21 protein-coding genes are annotated in these 19,980 nt (G+C 52.6%); 12 read left to right on the plus strand and 9 right to left on the minus strand.

Annotation, left to right across the window (positions count from 1 at the left end):
• Positions 1–14 precede the first annotated feature (14 nt).
• From ACYSTU_RS03275 to ACYSTU_RS03310, 8 genes are all read left to right on the plus strand, one after another.
• Positions 15–173 (plus strand): hypothetical protein, encoded by a 159-nt coding sequence (locus tag ACYSTU_RS03275; RefSeq protein WP_498995920.1) that lies wholly within the window; start codon positions 15–17, stop codon positions 171–173.
• Positions 170–454, plus strand: coding sequence for a hypothetical protein (locus tag ACYSTU_RS03280; protein ID WP_083354188.1), 285 nt, complete (start codon positions 170–172; stop codon positions 452–454). The genes ACYSTU_RS03275 and ACYSTU_RS03280 overlap by 4 nt, the downstream gene beginning before the upstream one ends.
• Positions 451–723 carry a DUF3077 domain-containing protein gene (locus tag ACYSTU_RS03285; RefSeq protein ID WP_475272590.1) on the plus strand — a complete coding sequence of 91 codons (273 nt, stop codon included), beginning with the start codon at positions 451–453 and terminating at the stop codon, positions 721–723. Before ACYSTU_RS03280 ends, ACYSTU_RS03285 begins: the two co-directional genes overlap by 4 nt.
• Positions 720–3,626: a DUF927 domain-containing protein gene (locus ACYSTU_RS03290; RefSeq protein WP_498995924.1), complete on the plus strand. Its 2,907-nt coding sequence runs from the start codon at positions 720–722 to the stop codon at positions 3,624–3,626. Before ACYSTU_RS03285 ends, ACYSTU_RS03290 begins: the two co-directional genes overlap by 4 nt.
• A gap of 93 nt (positions 3,627–3,719) precedes the next feature.
• A complete protein-coding gene (locus ACYSTU_RS03295; RefSeq protein ID WP_498995927.1) occupies positions 3,720–4,664 on the plus strand; it encodes a chromosome segregation protein SMC in 945 nt (314 codons plus the stop codon).
• A 215-nt stretch (positions 4,665–4,879) separates the two neighbouring features.
• Positions 4,880–5,245 carry a histone-like nucleoid-structuring protein, MvaT/MvaU family gene (locus ACYSTU_RS03300; protein WP_498995930.1) on the plus strand — a complete coding sequence of 122 codons (366 nt, stop codon included), beginning with the start codon at positions 4,880–4,882 and terminating at the stop codon, positions 5,243–5,245.
• Positions 5,246–5,569: 324 nt separating this feature from the next.
• Positions 5,570–6,832 carry an AAA family ATPase gene (locus ACYSTU_RS03305; protein WP_498995933.1) on the plus strand — a complete coding sequence of 421 codons (1,263 nt, stop codon included), beginning with the start codon at positions 5,570–5,572 and terminating at the stop codon, positions 6,830–6,832.
• Positions 6,829–7,713, plus strand: coding sequence for a hypothetical protein (locus tag ACYSTU_RS03310; RefSeq protein WP_498995936.1), 885 nt, complete (start codon positions 6,829–6,831; stop codon positions 7,711–7,713). Before ACYSTU_RS03305 ends, ACYSTU_RS03310 begins: the two co-directional genes overlap by 4 nt.
• A gap of 373 nt (positions 7,714–8,086) precedes the next feature.
• On the opposite strand, the gene ACYSTU_RS03315 is transcribed toward ACYSTU_RS03310, so the two are convergent.
• From ACYSTU_RS03315 to ACYSTU_RS03350, 8 genes are all read right to left on the minus strand, one after another.
• On the minus strand, positions 8,087–8,716 hold the full coding sequence (locus tag ACYSTU_RS03315; protein WP_498995939.1) for a hypothetical protein: 630 nt from the start codon (positions 8,714–8,716) through the stop codon (positions 8,087–8,089).
• A gap of 931 nt (positions 8,717–9,647) precedes the next feature.
• Positions 9,648–10,703, minus strand: a complete 1,056-nt coding sequence (locus tag ACYSTU_RS03320) for a hypothetical protein (protein ID WP_498995942.1) — start codon at positions 10,701–10,703, stop codon at positions 9,648–9,650.
• A gap of 1,063 nt (positions 10,704–11,766) precedes the next feature.
• Positions 11,767–12,516 (minus strand): hypothetical protein, encoded by a 750-nt coding sequence (locus ACYSTU_RS03325; protein ID WP_498995945.1) that lies wholly within the window; start codon positions 12,514–12,516, stop codon positions 11,767–11,769.
• A 603-nt stretch (positions 12,517–13,119) separates the two neighbouring features.
• Positions 13,120–13,407, minus strand: coding sequence for a hypothetical protein (locus tag ACYSTU_RS03330; protein WP_498995948.1), 288 nt, complete (start codon positions 13,405–13,407; stop codon positions 13,120–13,122).
• A complete protein-coding gene (locus tag ACYSTU_RS03335; RefSeq protein WP_123444203.1) occupies positions 13,404–14,126 on the minus strand; it encodes an N-acetylmuramoyl-L-alanine amidase in 723 nt (240 codons plus the stop codon). The genes ACYSTU_RS03330 and ACYSTU_RS03335 overlap by 4 nt, the downstream gene beginning before the upstream one ends.
• Entirely contained in the window at positions 14,126–14,665 is a 540-nt protein-coding gene (locus tag ACYSTU_RS03340) for a PAAR domain-containing protein (RefSeq protein WP_498995953.1), read from the minus strand. Before ACYSTU_RS03340 ends, ACYSTU_RS03335 begins: the two co-directional genes overlap by 1 nt.
• Before the next feature lie 166 nt (positions 14,666–14,831).
• Complete coding sequence (locus ACYSTU_RS03345) at positions 14,832–15,188, minus strand: DUF7079 family protein (protein ID WP_136493028.1); 357 nt, start codon at positions 15,186–15,188, stop codon at positions 14,832–14,834.
• A gap of 171 nt (positions 15,189–15,359) precedes the next feature.
• A complete protein-coding gene (locus ACYSTU_RS03350) occupies positions 15,360–15,578 on the minus strand; it encodes a DUF6429 family protein (protein ID WP_498995956.1) in 219 nt (72 codons plus the stop codon).
• Between the two features lie 221 nt (positions 15,579–15,799).
• On the opposite strand from ACYSTU_RS03350, the gene ACYSTU_RS03355 reads away from it, so the two are divergent.
• The gene (locus ACYSTU_RS03355) at positions 15,800–16,129 is read left to right on the plus strand and encodes a hypothetical protein (RefSeq protein WP_016773313.1); all 330 of its coding nucleotides are present in this window, start codon (positions 15,800–15,802) and stop codon (positions 16,127–16,129) included.
• 17 nt (positions 16,130–16,146) lie between these two features.
• Here the strand turns inward: ACYSTU_RS03355 and ACYSTU_RS03360 are convergent, their stop codons facing one another.
• The gene (locus ACYSTU_RS03360; RefSeq protein WP_039761415.1) at positions 16,147–16,515 is read right to left on the minus strand and encodes a PH domain-containing protein; all 369 of its coding nucleotides are present in this window, start codon (positions 16,513–16,515) and stop codon (positions 16,147–16,149) included.
• Between the two features lie 240 nt (positions 16,516–16,755).
• On the opposite strand from ACYSTU_RS03360, the gene ACYSTU_RS03365 reads away from it, so the two are divergent.
• The 3 genes from ACYSTU_RS03365 (at position 16,756) to ACYSTU_RS03375 (ending at position 19,882) form a co-directional block, all read left to right on the plus strand.
• Positions 16,756–17,049, plus strand: coding sequence for a hypothetical protein (locus ACYSTU_RS03365; RefSeq protein ID WP_136492747.1), 294 nt, complete (start codon positions 16,756–16,758; stop codon positions 17,047–17,049).
• A gap of 92 nt (positions 17,050–17,141) precedes the next feature.
• Positions 17,142–17,891 (plus strand): hypothetical protein, encoded by a 750-nt coding sequence (locus ACYSTU_RS03370; RefSeq protein WP_498995961.1) that lies wholly within the window; start codon positions 17,142–17,144, stop codon positions 17,889–17,891.
• Between the two features lie 71 nt (positions 17,892–17,962).
• Positions 17,963–19,882, plus strand: a complete 1,920-nt coding sequence (locus tag ACYSTU_RS03375; RefSeq protein WP_498995963.1) for an alkaline phosphatase D family protein — start codon at positions 17,963–17,965, stop codon at positions 19,880–19,882.
• Positions 19,883–19,980: the final 98 nt, after the last annotated feature.

Genomic DNA, 19,980 nt, shown 5'->3' on the forward strand with positions numbered 1-19,980 from the left:
AAAAGGAGCTCTACATGACCGCTATCAATACGTCCAAAATTCGCGCCGCTGCACACCGTGCAATGGCTCTCGCCGCTTTACACGCCAATTCCAGCCTCGCTACACGCCTATCCCGTTACAACGCTCACATGGCCAAAGCCCGCGCACTCGAAACCGCAGGCGGTGCCCAATGAACAATGCCTTGAGTTTCGCCCTGCCCGAAGACCTGCTCTGCGTGAATCCGACCGCCGAAGCCGGTGTGCCCATCGACGCCATCACCTGCGCCATTGCTCGCGCCGACTCGGTTCTGACGCTGCTTGAAGAACACTTCGAAAACGACTCCTCGCGCCTTGCTAATCACGTCATCGCGGCCGTCCTCTGGGACGTGCGCGGCACCCTTGGTTTGATCAAGACGCTGACCCTTCACGGCGACTCCACCTCGATGCCTGCTGCGCAGAAAGGCGGTGCGCTATGACCACGTCCACCACGCTGGGTCACGCCACATTTACTCGCGTGAACGCCACCGATTTGAAGTTGTTCCGGGTCAATGCCGGAGTACCGGTCGAGGATGCACTGGAGATGGTTTCCCTGCTGCAGCATCACGCCAACCAACTTAACTTCGACGCCGCCATGAGTGACAGCGGTGAGCGTTTCAGTTGGCCTGCCATGTACCTCGGCGAGATGGCAAAAGCTCTGATCGATGACATCAACGACGCATTGTTTCTGCCGAGGGCTGACGCATGAGCCAGCGCCCGAGTAGCAACACCAGACGTCCAAGTTTCGCCGACGTGAAAGCCGCTGCACTAAATGACATTGATCGTGTCTTGTCGCACTGGCTGCCCAACGGCAAGCGCGTCGATGGCGGCAAGGAATACACCGCTCCGAATCCGACTCGCAGCGATAAGCGCGCCGGTTCGCTCAAGATCAGTTTGGGCAAAGGCACATGGTCCGACTTTGCCACCGGCGACAAGGGTGGCGACCTGATTGATCTGGTGCGCTATCTGGACGGCGGCACCGACATCGAGGCCTGCAACCAACTCGCAGAATTGCTCAAAGTATCGCCCCGCGCCGCCCAGGCGAAGACAGCTCCTGCCAAGACAAAAGCACCTGAGTGGATTGCCATTCAGCCGATACCAGCGGAGGCCATGAACAAGTGCCCTGCCAAGCATCGGCAGCACGGCGCGCCGTCCAAGGTGTGGATCTACCGTGATGCGCAAGGCCAGCCGCTAATGGCGCTCTATCGCTTCGACTTCGCCCCTGACGAGGACGGCAAACCGAAGAAGGTTTTTGCACCCCTAACATGGTGTCAGCGCGCCGATGGCCAGACCACGCAATGGCGCTGGCAGGGTCTGCCCGATCCACGTCCGCTGTTGCGACTTGATGAACTCGCTCAGCGCAGTGACGCGCCAGTGGTTTTATGCGAAGGCGAAAAAGCTGCCGACGCTGCCGCCGGACTGCTGCCGAGCCACGTGGCCACCTGCTGGCCGAATGGTTCGAACTCTTGGCATAAAGCTGACCTGACACCCCTTAAGGGTCGCGATGTGCTGTTGTGGCCTGACAACGACGACAGCGGCAAAGCTTGCATGAAAACCGTCGCCGAGAAGCTGCGCGAAATCGGCGCCGCCTCGGTCCGTTTCATTGCTCTGGACTCGTTCAAACGCAAGCCCACGCTGAAGAGTGGCCGCGCCGCTTTCGCCAAAGGTGGTCAATGGGATGATGGTGATGACGCTGCCGATGCGCTCACCAAAAATTGGACAGCCGCGCATTTCGCCGAGCTGCAAAGCAGCGGCGAGCTGTTTGGTTTGGTCGAGGAAAAACCAGCCCCCGAGCAAACTGAAGCCAAGACGGACGCGAAGACGAAATCCGCAGCCAAGCGCCCGACAAAATCGAAAACCGACCTGATGCCCGGCGGCTTTCGGCTGACGTCCGAAGGTGTGTTTTATGCCGGTGACGACGGTGAAGCGCGTCCAGTGTGCTCGCCATTGGAGATCCTCGCCCGTACTCGCGACGACAAAGGTCAGAACTGGGGTTTGTTGGTTGAATTCGACGATCCCGACGGCGCCAAGAAACGCTGGAACATCCCGGCGCGCACCATGACCGGTGACTTTGGCAAAGACGTGCTCGGCCCGCTGGTGGACATGGGGCTACGTCTCGCAGCAAGTCGGTCAGGGCGTAATGCACGCAATGATCTGCAGAGTTATCTCGGCGGCTTCGACAGCGCGCAACGGGCTCGACTGGTCACGCGTTTGGGTTGGCATGACACGGCGTTTCTACTGCCCGAGCAGCAGGTCGGTGCTCACAGCGAGCACCTACACTTCTACGAAGCCGGTTCGCAACTTCCGCCAATCAGCGAAGCGGGCACGCTTGAGCAATGGCAAGAGCAGATCGGCGCGCTGTGCGTCGGCAATCATCGTTTGGCATTTGTCGTCGGCGTGGCCTTCGCGGGGCCGCTGTTGCACCTGCTTGGTCATGAGTCGGGCGGTTTTCACTTGTACGGCGACAGCTCCGGCGGCAAGACCACCCATTTGCAGGTCGCAGCCTCGATCTACGGCGGACCGCGACTGGTGCGTTCGTGGCGTTCCACCGACAACGCGCTGGAGTCTATCGCCGCCGCGCATTCCGACGGCCTTCTGGTCTTGGATGAAATCGGCATGTGCGACCCGCGCATCATCGGCGAGACGGTGTACATGCTCGGCAACGGCACAGGCAAGGCACGCGCCAACGATCGAGGCCAAGCTGGCCGACAGGTACAGGAGTGGCGCCTGCTATTTCTCTCCACCGGCGAGAAGACGTTGGCCCAGCACATGGCCGAAGCGAACAAGGAACTGAAAGCGGGTATGGAAGTGCGCATGCTTGCTGTCCCGGCCGATGCCAGCAAAGGCCTCGGCATGTTCGATGTGCTTAACGGTTTTGAAGATGCAGCGGCACTGTCCGACGCGCTCAAAGCACGCGTAGCGAAGTACTACGGCACGCCGCTCACAGCCTTCATTACCGCGCTGTGTGAACCCGGTAAGCGTCACGGCTGGGCAGCCATCCTGCGCCGCACGCTGGAAGGTTTTATCGCCCAGTCATTACCGGCGTCGGCCAGTGGACAAGCGCACCGTGCCGCCGCTCGCTTCGGTCTCGCCGCTGCAGCGGGCGAGTTGGCAACCGCGATGGGGATCACAGGCTGGCCCGACGGGACCGCCACCACCGCTGCTCGCGTGTGCCTCAACGCATGGATGAACGAGCGTGGCGGCGCCGGCAACTTCGAGGGCGATGCAATCGTGGCGCGACTTAGACAGATCATCGAGCGCTTCGGTGAAAGCCGCTTTACGCGTTGGGAATCGACGGCGGCGAAGATCGACGAACACGGTCCGCGCACCATCGACCGACTCGGTTTTCGTAAAACGTTGGAGCACGGTCTTGGTGATTCCCTGCACACAACAAACACCTACTACGTGCTCCCCGAGTTATGGCGCTCGGAAATCTTCCGAGGCATGAACATCAACGCGGTGAACAAGGAGCTGCTGCAGCGCGGTGTTCTGGAACCGGGGAAGGACGGTAAGGCGTCGAGCCTGATCCGGTTACCAGGTCTCGGCACGCAACGTTGCTACATCGTGAAGACGATTCCGGGAATGGATGAGAGCGAGGCTCGGGCTGCCTGAGGGCATCTCTGCTGATCGAGGTAGCGCCGGCTTGTTCCCGGCCTCGCCAGCCACCCAACAAACCCATAATCGAATTGAACAGAGACCAACCACATGAACGAGATTCAAAACCTGAAAGACCGCCGCGACCATCTGTTGAGCGAGGCCAACCAACTGCATGCCGAACTATTGCCTCTTGAGGCTGCGCTGGAAAGCGAGGAAACCATAGAGCCGACTCAGGAGCGCGAACTCCGCAACAGGTACAACGAGCTGAAACGGAATTTCGATTCGCGCAAAAACAACGCCGACCTTTTGGACAGGAAGATCAGTCGCCGCGAGAACCTTGCCTGCTGCGATTCCCTGATGGCGGGATACATCGAAGCGATGGATAACTGGACCGCTGATGAACAGGAGTTGAAGGAGAAGCGCCAAAGCCTCAGCACCCGTTTGGAGCAGATTCAGCAGCAGGCGGAAGAGGATATGGCGAAAGCTCGTCAGGCCGAGACGGACGCTGCCACGGCTTACGCACAGGCAGTCGCCTGGGGTGATACCGACGGCGAGAAGACCGCCAACACTGATGCGCAGAAGGCGGCGAAGAACCTCACGGTGGCCACCGAACACGATCGTCGCCAACACCTGATCATGAAGGCTTTAGAGCAGGAGCTGGTCACCGTAGATAAATACATCGCAGAAGCACAGGTAAAGCATAAGGGGATAGAGCGCACCGCCCTGCTGCTATCGCAGACGGTACTCGAAGAGAAGTGGAACGAGGCCGCAAAAGCGTTGTTCGAGGTGGGCGGAAAATTGTGGGCCAATTACAACCTGCTTGACCGTGACCAGATTGGACTTATGAAGCTTGCCGTTCCAGAGCAAGGTGAGAACTTTGGGAATTGGACGTGGGAAGAGCTATCAGCTCGTTCGCGCCAATATCGCGCGCGGGACTTAATCCAGCTCGACAGCCTGACGGTACCGCAGTACCTCGAAGATATGAAAAATCCAGAACGACGCAAGGATGAACGTAATGAACAAGCCGATACAGAACAGCGCCAGTTGGTCTGACACGCTCAAAACTCGGAAGGCCCATCTCAATGCCCTCTTGAAGACCATCAACGCAGGCCCGGGCAAATCCAGTCCAATACAAACGCTGACGATTAACGCGATCAAATCGGAAATGACCCACATTGACAACCAACTGAACCGTCGAAAATAGCGCTGAACTTATAACTAACTCGTTTTATCTTAATAACTACTCACGATCACTCAAGGGAAAGACAATGTCCAAACTCGCAGAGTACCGCCAGCTGGAAAAACACCTCGCTGAGCAGCTCCAGGCACTGGAAGCACTAAAAGGTGATGACGGACTGAAGAAAGAAATCGAGTTCGAGACCAAGCTGCGCAAGCTGCTTGAACACTATGGTTTCAGTCTGAAGCACATCGTCAACATTCTGGAACCGCAAACCACGGTTAGGCGTCAAGCCGCAGCTCCGGCCGTGGGCACACGCAAACCACGCGAACTCAAGGTCTACAAAAACCCTAATACTGGGGAAGTCATCGAAACCAAGGGTGGGAACCACAAAGCTTTGAAAGAGTGGAAAGCGAAACACGGTGCCCAGGCCGTCGAAGGATGGCTGAAGAAGTAAAGACTGCTTCACCTGAAAAAGGGCCCTGACAGGCCCTTTTTGCTACTGAAACTTAACCCACAAAATTAGCTGACAGCTGGCAGCTGTAAGATTGCAGAACTGCACAGTCGTCGGGCTCCAGAGCAAATTTGGTGGCGTTTTTTGGCCAAAAGCAAAAGGTCGTAGCACTACATTCGAGAACGATTATCCGTTCGAAACCTTATTCCTAGGCGTCCTGCGTATGGGAACCACCGATGTCTTGTTGCCCCCATCAACACACCTTCCGCTCGTGCCATCACTCTGCTACCTTTACATTTGATCATAGGACAAATTAAGTAGGATGCTATGCACATCATTGAGAGTGTTCAAATAAGGGGATTTTGGGGTAGCCATCAAGTCGATATCCGAACTGCGGAAGATTATAACTTCATTATCGGCCCCAATGGCTCTGGAAAATCTACTGCACTCAAGTTAATCGCAGGTGTTCTATTGGCCGACAAAGAGTATCTATCGACCCTAGAATTCCAATCTATAAAAATCAACCTAAAAGAACCTGGTTCTAGAAAAAAGCCGAGCATCGAAGTTACTAAAAACTTAGATGCACCTTTTTTTCACTGTGATTATAAAATTTCTGAAGCGGCTACAGAAAAGCCTTTCACTTACATTTTGAGTGAAACTGAAGGTTACGAAGCGATATTTCGAAAATCCTATTTTCTGAGAGCCAATCTAGCAGGAAAAGATGCAGCAGCAAAAACACTAACTTCGCACTTATCGGAAATGGTTTCGTTGACTTGGCTGTCTGTAGAGCGAGTAACGAAAATCGATAGCAGCAACGGAGCTGATCCGATCGACATTCGATTGGAGGACCTTTCTAACCGCCTAGTCCGCTACCTGTCTTCTCTAAGCAAAAAAATTAATGCTTTGCATGAAAAATTCCAAGAACAGGTATTCCTTTCGCTACTAGTAAGAAAAGAAGAGAAGGTATCCAGGATACCTGATGACGCAAAAGTTGAAAATGAGAAAAAAGCTTTACTGCAAATTTTCTCGGAGTTTCATGTCGAAAAGAAAAACTATCTAAAAAAAGTGCAAGAGCATTTCGGCATGATTGAAAGGCTTCAGCATAAAATGATAAAAAAAGAACCATTGGAAACCGACGAGGCAGTCACTCTTTTCTCTCTCAACCGAATTGAAACAACGGTTAATTTTTGGGAGGGCATTACCTCTGATAAAAAGCGACTGGTTGCACCAAGAGATACCTTCATCGAGTTGCTCAACAAATTGATGCAAAGAAAGCGATTATGGCTGAACGAGCGAAATGAGATAGTAATTTCCACTAGCTCTGGAAAAGTACTAAGGCCAAACCAGTTATCTTCCGGGGAAAAACAGATGCTAATTATACTTGGAGAGGCTTTACTGCAAGAAGGTAAAAACTACATATATATGGCGGACGAGCCGGAGATATCCTTGCATGTAGCTTGGCAAGAAACACTCGCGCACAACATCAAAATTCTTAACCCAGCAGCCCAAATAATTTTTGCAACGCACTCTCCAGATGTCGTTGGCCCCGATCAAAATAGACTAATAAAAATGGAAAATTGCATAAAATGAATTTTACAAGGACGAACTCTGGCCTCAGCAATTCAGCCGCATTTCACGGTGTAGACTTTATAGTTTATTCGGAGGGTGGTGAGTACGATCCTGAGTTAAAATGCAGCAAGTGGGCAATAGATACGATTTTCTGGGGTGGAGTATTTTCAAAGTACCTCCCCAGTCTTCAATATAAATTTCGCCCATTAGGCTCGAAAGAAAATGTTATTCCTGTAGCTAGAAAAATCGTTGATTCTCAGATCGCGAACACAATTGTAGTAATGGATCGTGATCATGATAGCCATAGGGGCTGTGTCATAAAACACCCGTGTGTAATTTATACCTATGGGTACAGTTGGGAGAATGACGCTTGGAGAGCTGACAATTTAATCTCAAAACTAGCAAAGCTGTCACCAGAGAAAGAAGTCAACGCTCAGATAAAAAAACAAATTAATGAACAGTGCAAAAATTTCTATGCTGATTTTAGACGCTTAGTATACATAGATGTCTTGTGCTCAATTGGTCGAATCAAAGGTTTAGATAGAGAAAAATTCTGGTCTTATGTAGATCAGAAAAACTGTGATCGCTTGAAAGTAAAAAAAGAAAAATTCCGTCAACTGATCAAAGACGTGAAACTCAAAAGGGTCGCACCCTTTAAGTATTCTGGAGGACACAGCATAGATGCGGAGAGAGATTGTTACGGGAAGCTCCTGGCAAAATTTTTCTATGGAATATTTTGTGATTCATATAAAAAAATTACTGGAGCCAAAAACCTCAATCGTTTTGATGCAGATTTAATGATTGCCGAACATATTGAGTACTGCATATTCGAAGAAGAGCAAGGCATTAATCTTTACTATCTAAAAAAGGCAGACAAGCTATTAAAGTTTATTAGCGCATGATTGATCACGATTTTTTAATGATTCTGGCGAACAGTCGTTGTAGCCTTCATCCCTTCGTTTGCCAGACATAGAAAATCCCGCATTCAAAGAGCCTGAGGCGTAGACAAACTAGCAGTAATACTCTTCATAGAAATGGTCATCGAAATTTTCAACGAGCTTTCCCACTTAATCCACATCGATAAAAAACTAGAATGCAAGTGTTGTCATTAATCAATAAATAATCGATTATCTAAAAATCGAGGCTGCCACTTCAGAAAGCAAAGATAGCGTAATGATTGCACTGGCGGACACTGTTGGGGATAAGCCGTTATTCTGGCACTCGTCGCACGTACTCCTAACAATTGCGGCATTTTAAAATGCTGCCATGCAGAAACTAATTCTTCGTTGCTTCCTTGTAGAAAGCTCCTGGTTCAATTGCAGGATAAAGCAACCTTAACCGCTCAACGCATCGATGCTCAAACTCTTCGTGCACTGACATTTCTCCTTGAAACTTTCTCTTTTGGCCGACGGCCGCCTCATGAGTCATCTCGCTACTGATGATATCAAGGACCTTTTTCCTACATAACGCTTCGTAAGATACTACTACTTGCAGAAAGCAAACGCTGAAAATAGTTTTCAACACCTCAACATTGTCCTTTTCTTCCTTAAAATTCTTAGGAACCAAACGGTGCGAATGGGAAAGCAACAAACTTTTCGCTTTAATAACATCTTTATCTTGAAAGGTCGCGTACGGATTATGCGCAAAGGTATTCCTAATACTATTGCAATAGTCGAAGAACTTGCGCACATCTGTAGTTAAAATACTCAGCGCAGAAAGAAAATCAAACTTTAATAAGAAAGAAACCCTTTTGAGCTCCATTGCGTTAGCCATAGGTAGAGCTTCAAAGAGAGCTTTATCCAACACCTTATCTATCGAGAAATGTAACTTCACAACCAGATTTAACAAATCGGTTTCACCTTCGATCAAAGCCCTAAATTCTTTCTCAATTGACTCAACGTTCATCGACTTCCCCGAGTAATGTCTTAATGCGTCACTTCGCCGTTGCCCAATTGTACAGTGAGCGATCAGCGATCAGGCTGCACACATCATCTTCCGTTGAGAATGAGTCGAGCCTCGATCCCACACATGGATACTGATGATCAACAGTATCAGCGCCTGCTTTCTAAACTCGCATCCAGCATGGGTCGCTTACGGCCGAGGGCAGTCGCTCGCAATGAGCCATGTTCGCCATCACAGCTGCTGAATCCCATTACTACTTCACGCTGAGCGCACCTACCGCCACCACGTACGAATTTGCCAAGGCGGCGAGGTTAATGCCGCGAGCGCCTCGGCATCAAAGCGCACCAATGCCGCACGTGTAAATTGAAAGGCTGTATTCGGGCCCGCTATCGATTCTAACCATCAAGCGTTCACGGACGGCATGTCAAATGCTCGGCACCTATTCCTAAATGCCGTCGCCGATCCCCCTTGCAGCTTCTCATGACGCGCTTGCGCGATAAGCTCGAGGAGCAGATACATACCTTCAATCCTACCCCGATGCAGAGCGTGTAGGGTTTCAAGTCCGAATAAACCCGCGTCGCAACTGTTAGGCGCTGCGGATCCCAAGTGCGGACGCAGACCTCGAATCGAGCCAAAGAATAGGCTCTCTGTGAAACAACGGAGGTAGGTAAGTTTTACCCGACCAACGAGTCGAGCCGGCTTAAAGCCATGTCTAGTCTGTAAGATTCGGGGGAAGTCTCAAGCGACAGCTCACGCTCTTCGACATCAATCAACAGCCATCTGCGGGCCGCCTGATCCCACCTGAGGATGATCTGCACTTGCAGCAGTCAGCCCGGCAATATGTGACGCATAGCCTTTACGTCACTCGGTCCTAGCAGGTAGCAATCAAACTCAATGCGAAAACGTCCTCGCTTTGCGTTACGTAACCGTACCGTCAATTCCAGCTAGGTGGCATTCGACGGCCGCACCTGATCCTTTCGAGGGTCTCGTTGACGTGCTTCGGGTATTCACCGCTGAAATACTCAAAGGTGAGCGGGTTGGCAGTGTAGAAGTGACAGCATAAATCGACCCAGTCTTTCGTTTTCAGCGGGCCATTTATCTTGAAGAGCTTGTTTGATCTGGCCTTGATGTGCGCAGGGTTCTTCATCGTCATGTTGAAATCGGAATCGCGCCGCTGGAAATATTCATCTTCCGTGAAAAGCTGGATCGCGCCATCGAAGTGCCTAAAACAGTTGTTCGCGAGATCGAACTCGGCGTGGAGGTAGCGGGCGGGGAAGTAGTGCTGCCCTTCAACCTCGATCCGAATGTCCTCCGTCTTCATTTCTAAGGCCTGAAACGACTTGATGCCATTCAACTCGCTCCATTTAATGTCGAGACAGTACGCGCTGGCAAAGAAGAAAGAGATGTGTCGAGGTTCGAGATCCAGGGGCGGGCGCAGCTTGGCGATTCCGGTTTTGATGTTTCGTATGTCCTCGTCGAAGGGAGCACCGTACCAAGTGTCGGCCTCGAAATAGCCAAGCCCGCCGACGTCGATCCGGACCCGGTCTTCGTCGAGGGCAATGTATTTTTCTATTTCGGAGCTGTCGAACCGCCAGAACAGATCTATAAATCTCGGGGCCCAGTTATTAACTGGGTGCATTCCTCGTCGGTAACAGGAGTGGGCCATCAGAATAAATTCGGGGCCGGCAAAGCATCCTTCGTAATGGGGGCTGGGAGGGAATCGGCATGCGATCTCGTTGAACGGCAGCAGTCCATCGCGCTCGGCCTTGATTGGTCCCAATAGCGTTCTTGCGATGCCTGGCGCCTTGGCAACGATGCCGATGGTCTGGATGTACTCGAAGGACTCCGCGCCGAGGATCACGTCTTTGGATGCGGCTAGATCGGTGAACTTCGCAATTAGGTCAGTTGCGTCGGCAAGCCGTTTGCGGGACTGTTTTTCGATGTCCGCTAAGTAACGGGCCATTATTTCTTCGTATTCTTGGTCAGCCATCGCTATTTCCGAGCAGATGATAGGGGGCACTCAATATACATTCGCAATACTTATGAATGGACGATTGTCCCCGTAGAGCGAGTTCGTAAGCGCGGCGTCCAAATCCTAGAACGACTGTCCCTGGCCGGAAGCATCTCTGGTCGAACGTTCACTATTGGCCGATAGCGGCCCGTTACGACTGCTGACTGATCACTGGCAGAGCGGCCAAACTGTTGATTACAGGCCGTTAATCGCATCTATCGGGCAGACTGGGAGTGGGGAAGTACTTGATCTCCTGCGCATGGACATGACGTCCTCCGTCCCTCTTTCAAGCATCGGAGCGTTACACCAGATGGCAGAGTTACACACCTAAAGGTTTGTGTACGAAGCCTATGTAACATCAAAAAATTCAATAAATACAGATACTTACAAACCATCGTTACACCAGTTACACGAGTTACACCGAATTTTTGAGGGGTACATACCCCCACACCCCGTAAACATCAATCCCACCAGCGAACGTCAGGTGTATCTCCCGCAGTGTGCCGGGGCCCCTGAGGTTTTCTTCGAGACACGGGGTCGGAAACCCGCCGGACTTTGTTAGCGGACAGGTGCGCAGCTTAGTGAACTGGTGAACCGGGTGAACACACAGTTCACCAGTGCAATTGCACAAGGTGTTGGGAGGTCGCCGGGGACCCTGAGCATTTCCGAATGGCACGGGGCATAAAACCCGCGTGATCTTGGCAGTGGCTGATTTTTGTACATTGGTTGACAGGTTGACTTGGTTGACGGCCCAAGGTGTCCATAATCATCAACACAAAAGGCCATCGTTACCGCTGCGGTAACGATGGCCTTTTTTCAGCAGAATTCTTTCGATTTCAATGCCTGAAATTTCAGTAACTTTGAAATCCTCCCACTAGCACAGTCCTGCGGGTTTCCGACCCCGTACTGTTCGATGAATCCCAGGGGCCCCGGCATTGATTTCATCGCCCCAAGCAATGCAGGACCAATATGCATCTACCAAACAAGACTTAAAACTATATAAAACCGAGCCTAAAAACACTGACACATTTCAACTATGGCATTAAGGATTAACTTCAACCTGCACCCTCTGAATATTTGAGACAACTCTTCTTTTCTCCTTGAGCAACTCGTCAAATAGAGCCTTATCCACAGCCGTCTTTAGTATCAATCTCGCGCGAGTAATTTTCAGAGATTTAACGCCATCCAGTAAGGCCGACTTCAACAGCGCTCTATCATCGACATCCTGAACATTATCAAAGAGCTCCATTGTATATTTGTTCACGTCTAACAAATGGTTCATCACGACTGATGGCTTACTATCTCTTTTCTCCAAGCAGCGCTCAATCTCGCCAATCTTATTATTTATCTTCTCTAACGATCCAAATACTCCCTTGCGCGCCTCTGTTCGAATGATTTCCTTCTTCTCACGTGACTTCGTTTGAAAAAGAACTTCAGAATTTATTGAGTCTGCGAGTCGCCCAACGTCAGTTACGATTGTTTTCACCCCCTCCTTATATGCTGGAAATTTCTCGGTAAAATCAAGCGCATGTCCAACCCCACCACCAAGAAGAGCCATGATACTGCCATAAGCAGTAATCTTGGCAATAATGGATCCCTCTTGAAAATCCACAGTAATCACAACACCGTCATGCAAAAAGAATTGCATGCGCTCATTTGCATATTGCGTAATTTGACTCTTAATCACATCAACTTGTCGCAAACGCTCTTTATTACTTACTTGCGACAACCACTTAGGTTCAACATGAACGTAGGACTGCGCCAAAATATTCTTATTAATGTAATCCGCCATCAGTTCCACTTCCTTTTTTTTACAACTGAATCCTATTGAGACGCCAGTGTTATCAAATCCTACGACTCAGCTCTCAAGGCGCAATCCACGAAGCTAATTGATATCAATGCTGAAACGCAAGAAAAGCATAGTCAAAAATTGGCACCCGCCGATCGATCATTTTCTGAGGCGCTGGAGAGGCAAAGGCGGGATCACGAACCGAACGTTGGAACGGTCCGCCTGCTTTCGGAGATGAAGCCTTTTTTCTTTGGAAAGGTTTGCATGTCAAACGCGTACTAACCCATAGTAGCCCCAGCGACCGTGATCATGTATCCCCGCATGTATCCCGAGCAAGCAAACCTCGCTGGAGGCCACGAGTTTACTGGAAAGTTACAGTCTCCCTCGGGCACCAACACAGAGAAAAAGGTCTTGCGAAAGCAGGGCCTTTTTTTCGTCCGTAGGAAAGTGGAGGTCGGCTTTTGCCAATGTGAGGCGCATAGGCTTGGGCTCACCAAGGAGGCCAATCCCGAGACGCTGGAAGCATGGATAACCAAGCATAAGGCTGAGCAATTAGCGCTCGATGAGAAAAGGCCTGCGAAGAGGCCCTCTCTTTATCCCAACGAGCTATTTTTTCCTGCAGATCTCAACATCGTTTTGTGTTTTCAGATCGGTGTCGATGCCAAGCCGATACCTGCAGTAGTCAATGATCCATTTACGCTCCTGCTCCGTGAGTCGCTCGACTTGTCGAATCTCCCCGTCATTGGCGTGGATGTTGTAAAACTTCATCAGAAACGTCGGATGCTTCTTGATGAATAGGATGGTTTCGATGTCTCCGTCTTCTAGCGCTTCGTAATACCCAACGTGAAGCACAGTCACCAAAGCCAAAACAATCAGGGCAATCAGCTTCTTCATTCTTGCGGTGCCGGAGGTGGGAGTAGTTGAGTTTTTGCTCTGAGATTCCTGACCAACTCCATGCCGATGTTTCCGGGACAGATCTTGCCTTCAGATGCTTGGCCTGGGTATTCCCGATGCCCGCCAAAATGCTTGATCACAAACACACTCTTCAGCGCATCGATCAGATGCATCAGCGCAGTGATTTGGGCAGCAGGTATCACGTTGGTCGTGCTGTATCCGAGGCTATCAAGCGCAACACGGCCCTTGGCGACCCAATCCCCGCCCTCCTCCGGTGTCGTCAGGTTTTCCAGTAAAACAATGCCAATCAGGCCTGTATTGAATTTCAGGACACTCGAACCTTGAAGGCGTATGTCGCGCCCCTCATAAACTTGCCCGGTGCAATCAATACCGAAGTGGTAGCCGATATCGTCGTATTTCTGGCTTAGGTGCCCCTTCTGGATTTCCTGCATCTGCTCTGCACCGGGTGTACAGCTGTGGCTTCGACCGGCGTGATGCAGGGCGATCATGGTGTAATCCCAATCCATCACCATATCCGGCTTGCCTTTCACCGCTCCCCACGAGGATCGCTCTACGAACGTGGTGTTTAGTGAGCGGACCTTCTTGATGATCGCTTCACGCGTTGCCGCTCGATCATTGACGGTAATCGGTATCGGACACATGAACTCGCCGGGCTTGATTTCTTGGGCGGTCGCTTGAGTTGCGAATAGATTGGTCATCAAGCCCCCTCCGCCAGCTCATGGAGCGTCCGAGCCGGAGCGCTGAACATGACGTGCAGTGAAATCTTCGCATCGGGAGTCGGTGTTTTTACGTGAGCAATTCCATTGGCATCGGTTACGCCCGTGGTTTCTACACCGTTGACTGTCGCCACAAAGTTACGGAAAGCCAACGGAGTGCCCGTTTCGCTGTCGGTGATGCTGAAGGCCTGGCCGTAGGTCTTCTGGATCGCAAGAGGAAGTGGAGGCTCGAACGGAACAGGCGTATGCGAATCCCCGATGATTACGGTGCCGGAGCCGCCGACTACTACGTCACCGTGCGTACCAACGGAATCAACCAGAGCTGCGTTTTTACCATTGATAAAAACGGTCGCTGATACACCTGAAACCAATGCGCTGCCGCATGTGCAGGTATCACCTTTACGAGCGGCAGCAAGTCCATCGAAGAAAACATCAGCAGAGCCTGAAGCGATGGCTTTGGCGCCATGTCCTGGCATTGGGCAACTGGTGGGATCGGTTAAACGTGCTGCGGGCTTTGGCATTATTGACTCCTTGTCATGATCGCCTGGGAACGCAGAACTTATCAGACTCGGCCATCTCAGTCTCGACCTAGGTAGGAATCACCGGATCGCTGACACCAAAGATACTCTAGCCAGATCACCAATCGCGGGACACCAAATGTGTTCCACCTAACTCGTAAATCCGGCCTTATAGCCTGGACGCTATCTCTTTCCACATGTAGTCATAGTTGTACTCCAACCAACGCACCAATAATCTGTCGTACTGCCTGCGAAACCAATTGCGCCGTCGCGCCGCGAGCCTCTCCTCTATCTCGGATCTGAGCCAATCAGGGTCGAACCCAGTCCATACAGTGGGCAGAACTGCAGCAATGTTTGTGAAGCAAACTGGTGCTACTTCTGAGTAAAAAATCTTGTAGAGCACCGCTGGATCAACGCCCTTGAGCTGTCGAACGACGTAGTCGTAATCAGTGGGGAAATGATTGAAAGGCTCTGATAAGGCATCTCTGACCCTAGTCAGTTGTGGTTCATTCAGAAGATGTCCCAATGCAAAAATCCTCTGATTCCTTATCCAGTAACTCGCTACCGTTTCGCCTGCAGAACTGCCTGCAACCGCACCAACAACAATCGTATGCATATCCCCATGGCGAGCCATGATCAAACCTGACGTTATCTTGCCAAGCAACAGCTCAAGTCCAGAATCGGGCGCTTGCCCAACCTATTCCTTAGCCCCAAACATCCGCTCAGCAATCTCCCGCCCCCGCTCCAACCCTTCCTCCGCCAACCATATCGACTTGTTCCTGTTCACCGGATTACTGATCAAACCCTGCTCGTGCAAGCGGTTCATGATCTCGAAGTCATAGCCCTTCCACGCATTGCCGGCGTCGGAGCTATAGGCTGCCAGGAGAGCAAGGACGGCGTCGTCGATCAGTTTCATGTCGTATTCCATGATGGTCACTCCGCTGATGTTCAGTGTTTGTAATCAAAGCGTCGTATCAAAGTGGATGTCAATGCTGCGCGAGCTTGTAGGTTTTAGATGCCCGATTGCTGGTTGCCTCGACTGCGATCCCCGCCCGTATAATCACGCCCGCACGGCAAACCGCCTCTGGTATTTCGCGTATTGGTTTCAAGCCCTCCACTTCACTGACAGACATCCCCATGGAAACCTCACTGGAAACCGTCGCCCTCTTCTCCCTCAAACTTGCCTACGAAGAAGAGGGCCTGAGCCCGATCCTGCGCGATGACATGGTCATGGGCGATTACCAGAAAGACGTCTTCGAGTTACTGGTGAAACGCGGCGATGTCGAGGCCATTCAGTTCAAGATGAACGAATGCCTGAACCTGGCGCTGGATGCTTTGGGCGGGGTCGAGAAGCCGTTGGGGCGGGAGTTGCGCAAGTTGTCGGCGGAGTTGGCTCAGGCGCGATCGGTGGAGCAGCTGGGTCAGCCGCTGCTCGCGCTGAAGGGGTATTTGCGCGACATTCTTTGAGGCCGCGCGGTGGGTTATTACAGCAGGTAACTGGAAATGTATTTGGAAATCTCCACCATTGAGGTCTTGCCGGTGAATTCGAATTTCACTTTGCCCAGCGACGAAAAGTAGATCTCGAGTTCCGAATCCAGATCGAAGGTGCCCGAAGTCTCCACGGAGTAGGCGACGATGTTTTTGTAGGGCAGTGAGGTGAAATCCTTTTTGCTGCCGGTGATGCCCTGGACGTTGACGGCGATGATGCGTTTGTTGGTGAAGACCACGCCGTCACGCATGGCTTTGTAGGAATCGATGACTTGTTCGCCTTCCAGTAGCAGCGCGGTGACGCGCTCGGCGTACTCATCGTTCTGCTTGAGTTTGAAGAAGCCTTTGTTGTTGAAGTCGATCATCTGTCCATCCTCTGAGTAAAAAACTCCCGGTAAAGCTTTGGCTCAATGACGCGCCCTTAATGCGAAAGTGGCGCGATGCCAGTATTTTGTTATCTTGCGCCCAAATCTTTCGAGAGGCACTGGCGCCTACCCGATCAAAGCGTTTTTCTGGAGTGGATTGCAATGGATGGGTGGCTTTTTGTAATAGCTCTGGTCGTAACGTGGGTATGGGTCGTAGGCGAACGAGGTGATTGGAACCTGGTGACAGCCAACCTCGCCGGGTGTTTCGCTGGTTGGGTTGTCGGGTTGGTAGTGAAAGCGGTGTACGAGGGTTTCGTGGGCGAAACAAGCATGCAATCGTCGCCACACGTTGTGCGATCCCTGCTGATGGTGCTCAGCAGCCTTGGCGCGTTCGCCGGCGTTTGGATTTGGGTGGTGCAACGCAAACGCCCCACGAGCAAGTTGACACGCCATATCATTGGCGCTGCTTTTGGCATTTTTGCTGGTTTCGATACGCTGATGCTGCTCACTCGGTTCATTCCTTTGAGTGCCTGATAGGGCGGACCAACAGGTTTGCTATCGTGCAGCCATGTTGGAATGATTCGTGTGTCATCTAAAGAATTTCAAGGTTTGAGGAAAAGGATCAAATGGAGTTTCTGTATTTCCTGTTGTTTTTGCTCGTCTGGGGCCTCATGTGGCGCTGGGTGATGAAAAACCGCGGCAGCTGGAACCTGTTCTTTGGCACGTTCGCTGGTGTTCTGGCCGGGTTCATCGTCGCCCTCGTGGTACTGTCGATCACCCTCGCCTTATTCCCTCTGGCGCCGCGCTCCCCTGTGGAACCAACGCAAAGGGACGAGGCTGAAATCTCTTATTCCCCCGCGCCCGTTACACAAACCGTGTCCAGGTTGATGCCAGTGATCGCCTCCACACCGGATACCTCCGACAACCTTGTCGACTACGTCGCCAGCGCACCTCAGAACGAGCCCTCTCCGCCCGAGTCCGCGCTGTTGCCGAACTACAGCGAACGCCTGCCCTCTTCGCTGCTCGAAAGGGATTTCAAAGACATCATGGGCAATGACTTTGTCGTGTCGCGCCGGCTGGCGGGCAGCAATGCGAATGCGGACAGATCGTTGATGGCGTTCATGATGTGCGAGCCCTTCATAAAGCGCGCCATGCGTTTTGCAGCAGCGACTTCCGTCGCAGGTGCCGAGAGCGCCAGCAGCCATCGGTTCAAAGATCAGACTTACAGCATTAACGGCACCCTGACCGCTCGCAACATGTTGGGCGACGATGTCCCCTATGCCTACGATTGTTCAGTTCAGCAAGTGGACGGCAACAATCCTGACAAGGCCGCATGGCGACTGCTCGGCCTGAAGTTGAAAAAGGCCGACTCTTAAGACTCATTTAAGGGATCAAGGCGCCGGCTGCGCTATCATCGCCGGCCTGTGCGCCTTGAACCTTGCCCTCGATGTTTTCAACACCTGATGACCTCACCTCGCTGCCTCCCGTACTGGCCGGCCCGCTGCTGCGGCGGCTGGAGCCGACGCGCGTGGTGCTGTGGCTGGTGGGCTCACGTGAACTGGCGCTGACCTTGCGCCTGCAGGGTGTAGGAGATATTCCGCTCGACTCGGAGAAATGCACGGTCATTGCCGTAGGCCGTCATGCGTTCGTGCATCTGATAGACGTTCAGCTTGAAAGCGCCCTGCCCTGCGACACGTTTATCGATTACGACCTGCTGATCGACGACGCCATCGGTATGGCTGAGTGGGCGCCTCATCTGCTTTACCCCGGCGCTACCTGCGCGAACCTCGTCGTGCGTTCGCGGATCGAGCAATTGCTCCACGGTTCCTGCCGCAAGCCGCATCATCCGGCAACCGATGGCTTGCTCTGCGTCGATCAATTGCTGGCCGACGAAACCGATGCGCAACGGCGCCCGGCGCTGCTGATGATGAGTGGTGATCAGGTCTATGCCGACGACGTCGCCGGGCCGATGCTGCGGGCGATTCATGCCTTGATCGAGCGTCTGGGTCTGTTCGATGAGCACCTTGACGGTGCCGTGGTCAGCGACAGCGCCAAGCTCTATGAGCACCCGGCCAGCTACTACCACCGTGCGGATTTGTTACCGGCGCTGGAGAGCAACGAGACCTTGCGCGAGCGATTTTTCGGTGGCGCGCGTAAGCCGATTTTCACCAGCAGCAGTGCCGACAATCATCTGGTGACGTTCGCCGAAGTCATGGCCATGTACATGCTGGTGTGGTCGCCGACGCCGTGGTCGCTGATCAATCCGAGCTCGCCGACGCTGACGCCGGAACGCCGCAAGCGCTACCAGCTTGAGCAGACTCGCATCGATGCCTTCAAGGCGGGCCTGGGCAACGTCGCGCGGGCGCTGGCGCATCTGCCGAGCCTGATGATTTTCGATGATCACGACATCACCGATGACTGGAATCTTTCTGCGCAGTGGGAGGAAACCGCCTACGGCCATCCGTTCTCCAAGCGCATCATCGGCAACGCCCTGATTGCTTATCTATTGTGTCAGGGCTGGGGCAACAATCCGGACGCCTTCAAGGGCGTGTTGGAGCAGACCGCGCAACTGAGCGCCAGCGGTGATGACGGCTATCTGCACATGCCGGTGCAGGACGATCTGATTGATCAGTTGCTGCGTTTTCAGCAGTGGCATTTTGTGTTGCCGAGCAGTCCGGCGCTGGTGGTGATCGACACGCGCACCCGGCGCTGGCGCAGCGAGATGGCGCTCAAGCAACCATCGGGCCTGCTCGACTGGGAGGCCTTGAGCGAACTGCAACAGGAACTGCTCGATCACCCGTCGGCAATCATCGTGTCGCCGGCGCCGATCTTCGGCGTGAAGCTGATTGAAACCGTGCAGAAGGTGTTCAGCTGGTGCGGTTATCCGCTGCTGGTCGACGCGGAAAACTGGATGGCCCATCGCGGCGCGGCGCAGGTGATCCTGAACATTTTCCGACACTCGCGCACACCCGGAAACTACGTGGTGCTGTCCGGCGATGTGCATTATTCCTTCGTCTACGAAGTCCTGATCCGCCACCGCAAGGCCGGCCCACGGATCTGGCAGATCACCAGCAGCGGCATCAAGAACGAATTCCCACCAACGCTGCTGGAATGGTTCGACCGCCTCAACCGCTGGCTCTACTCACCGCGCTCGCCATTGAACTGGTTCACCAAACGCCGCCTGATGCGCATCGTCCCGTATACGCCGGAACATGCCGAGGCCGGGGAGCGGCTGTGGAATTCGGCGGGGATTGGACAGGTGTTTTTCAATGAACAGGGGCAGCCGAGCGAGATTGTTCAGCACAACTCGAATGGGGCGGAAAAGACGAGGATGCTGGCGCCGGAGTTTAAAGATGTGCCGGACTAAAGCCATGCGCTGACCTGTGGGAGCGAGCCTGCTCGCGAAGGCGCAATTTCAGTCGACATCTACTGTGAATAGTCGACTGCTTTCGCGAGCAGGCTCGC

It is taken from the genome of Pseudomonas glycinis (assembly GCF_054871425.1).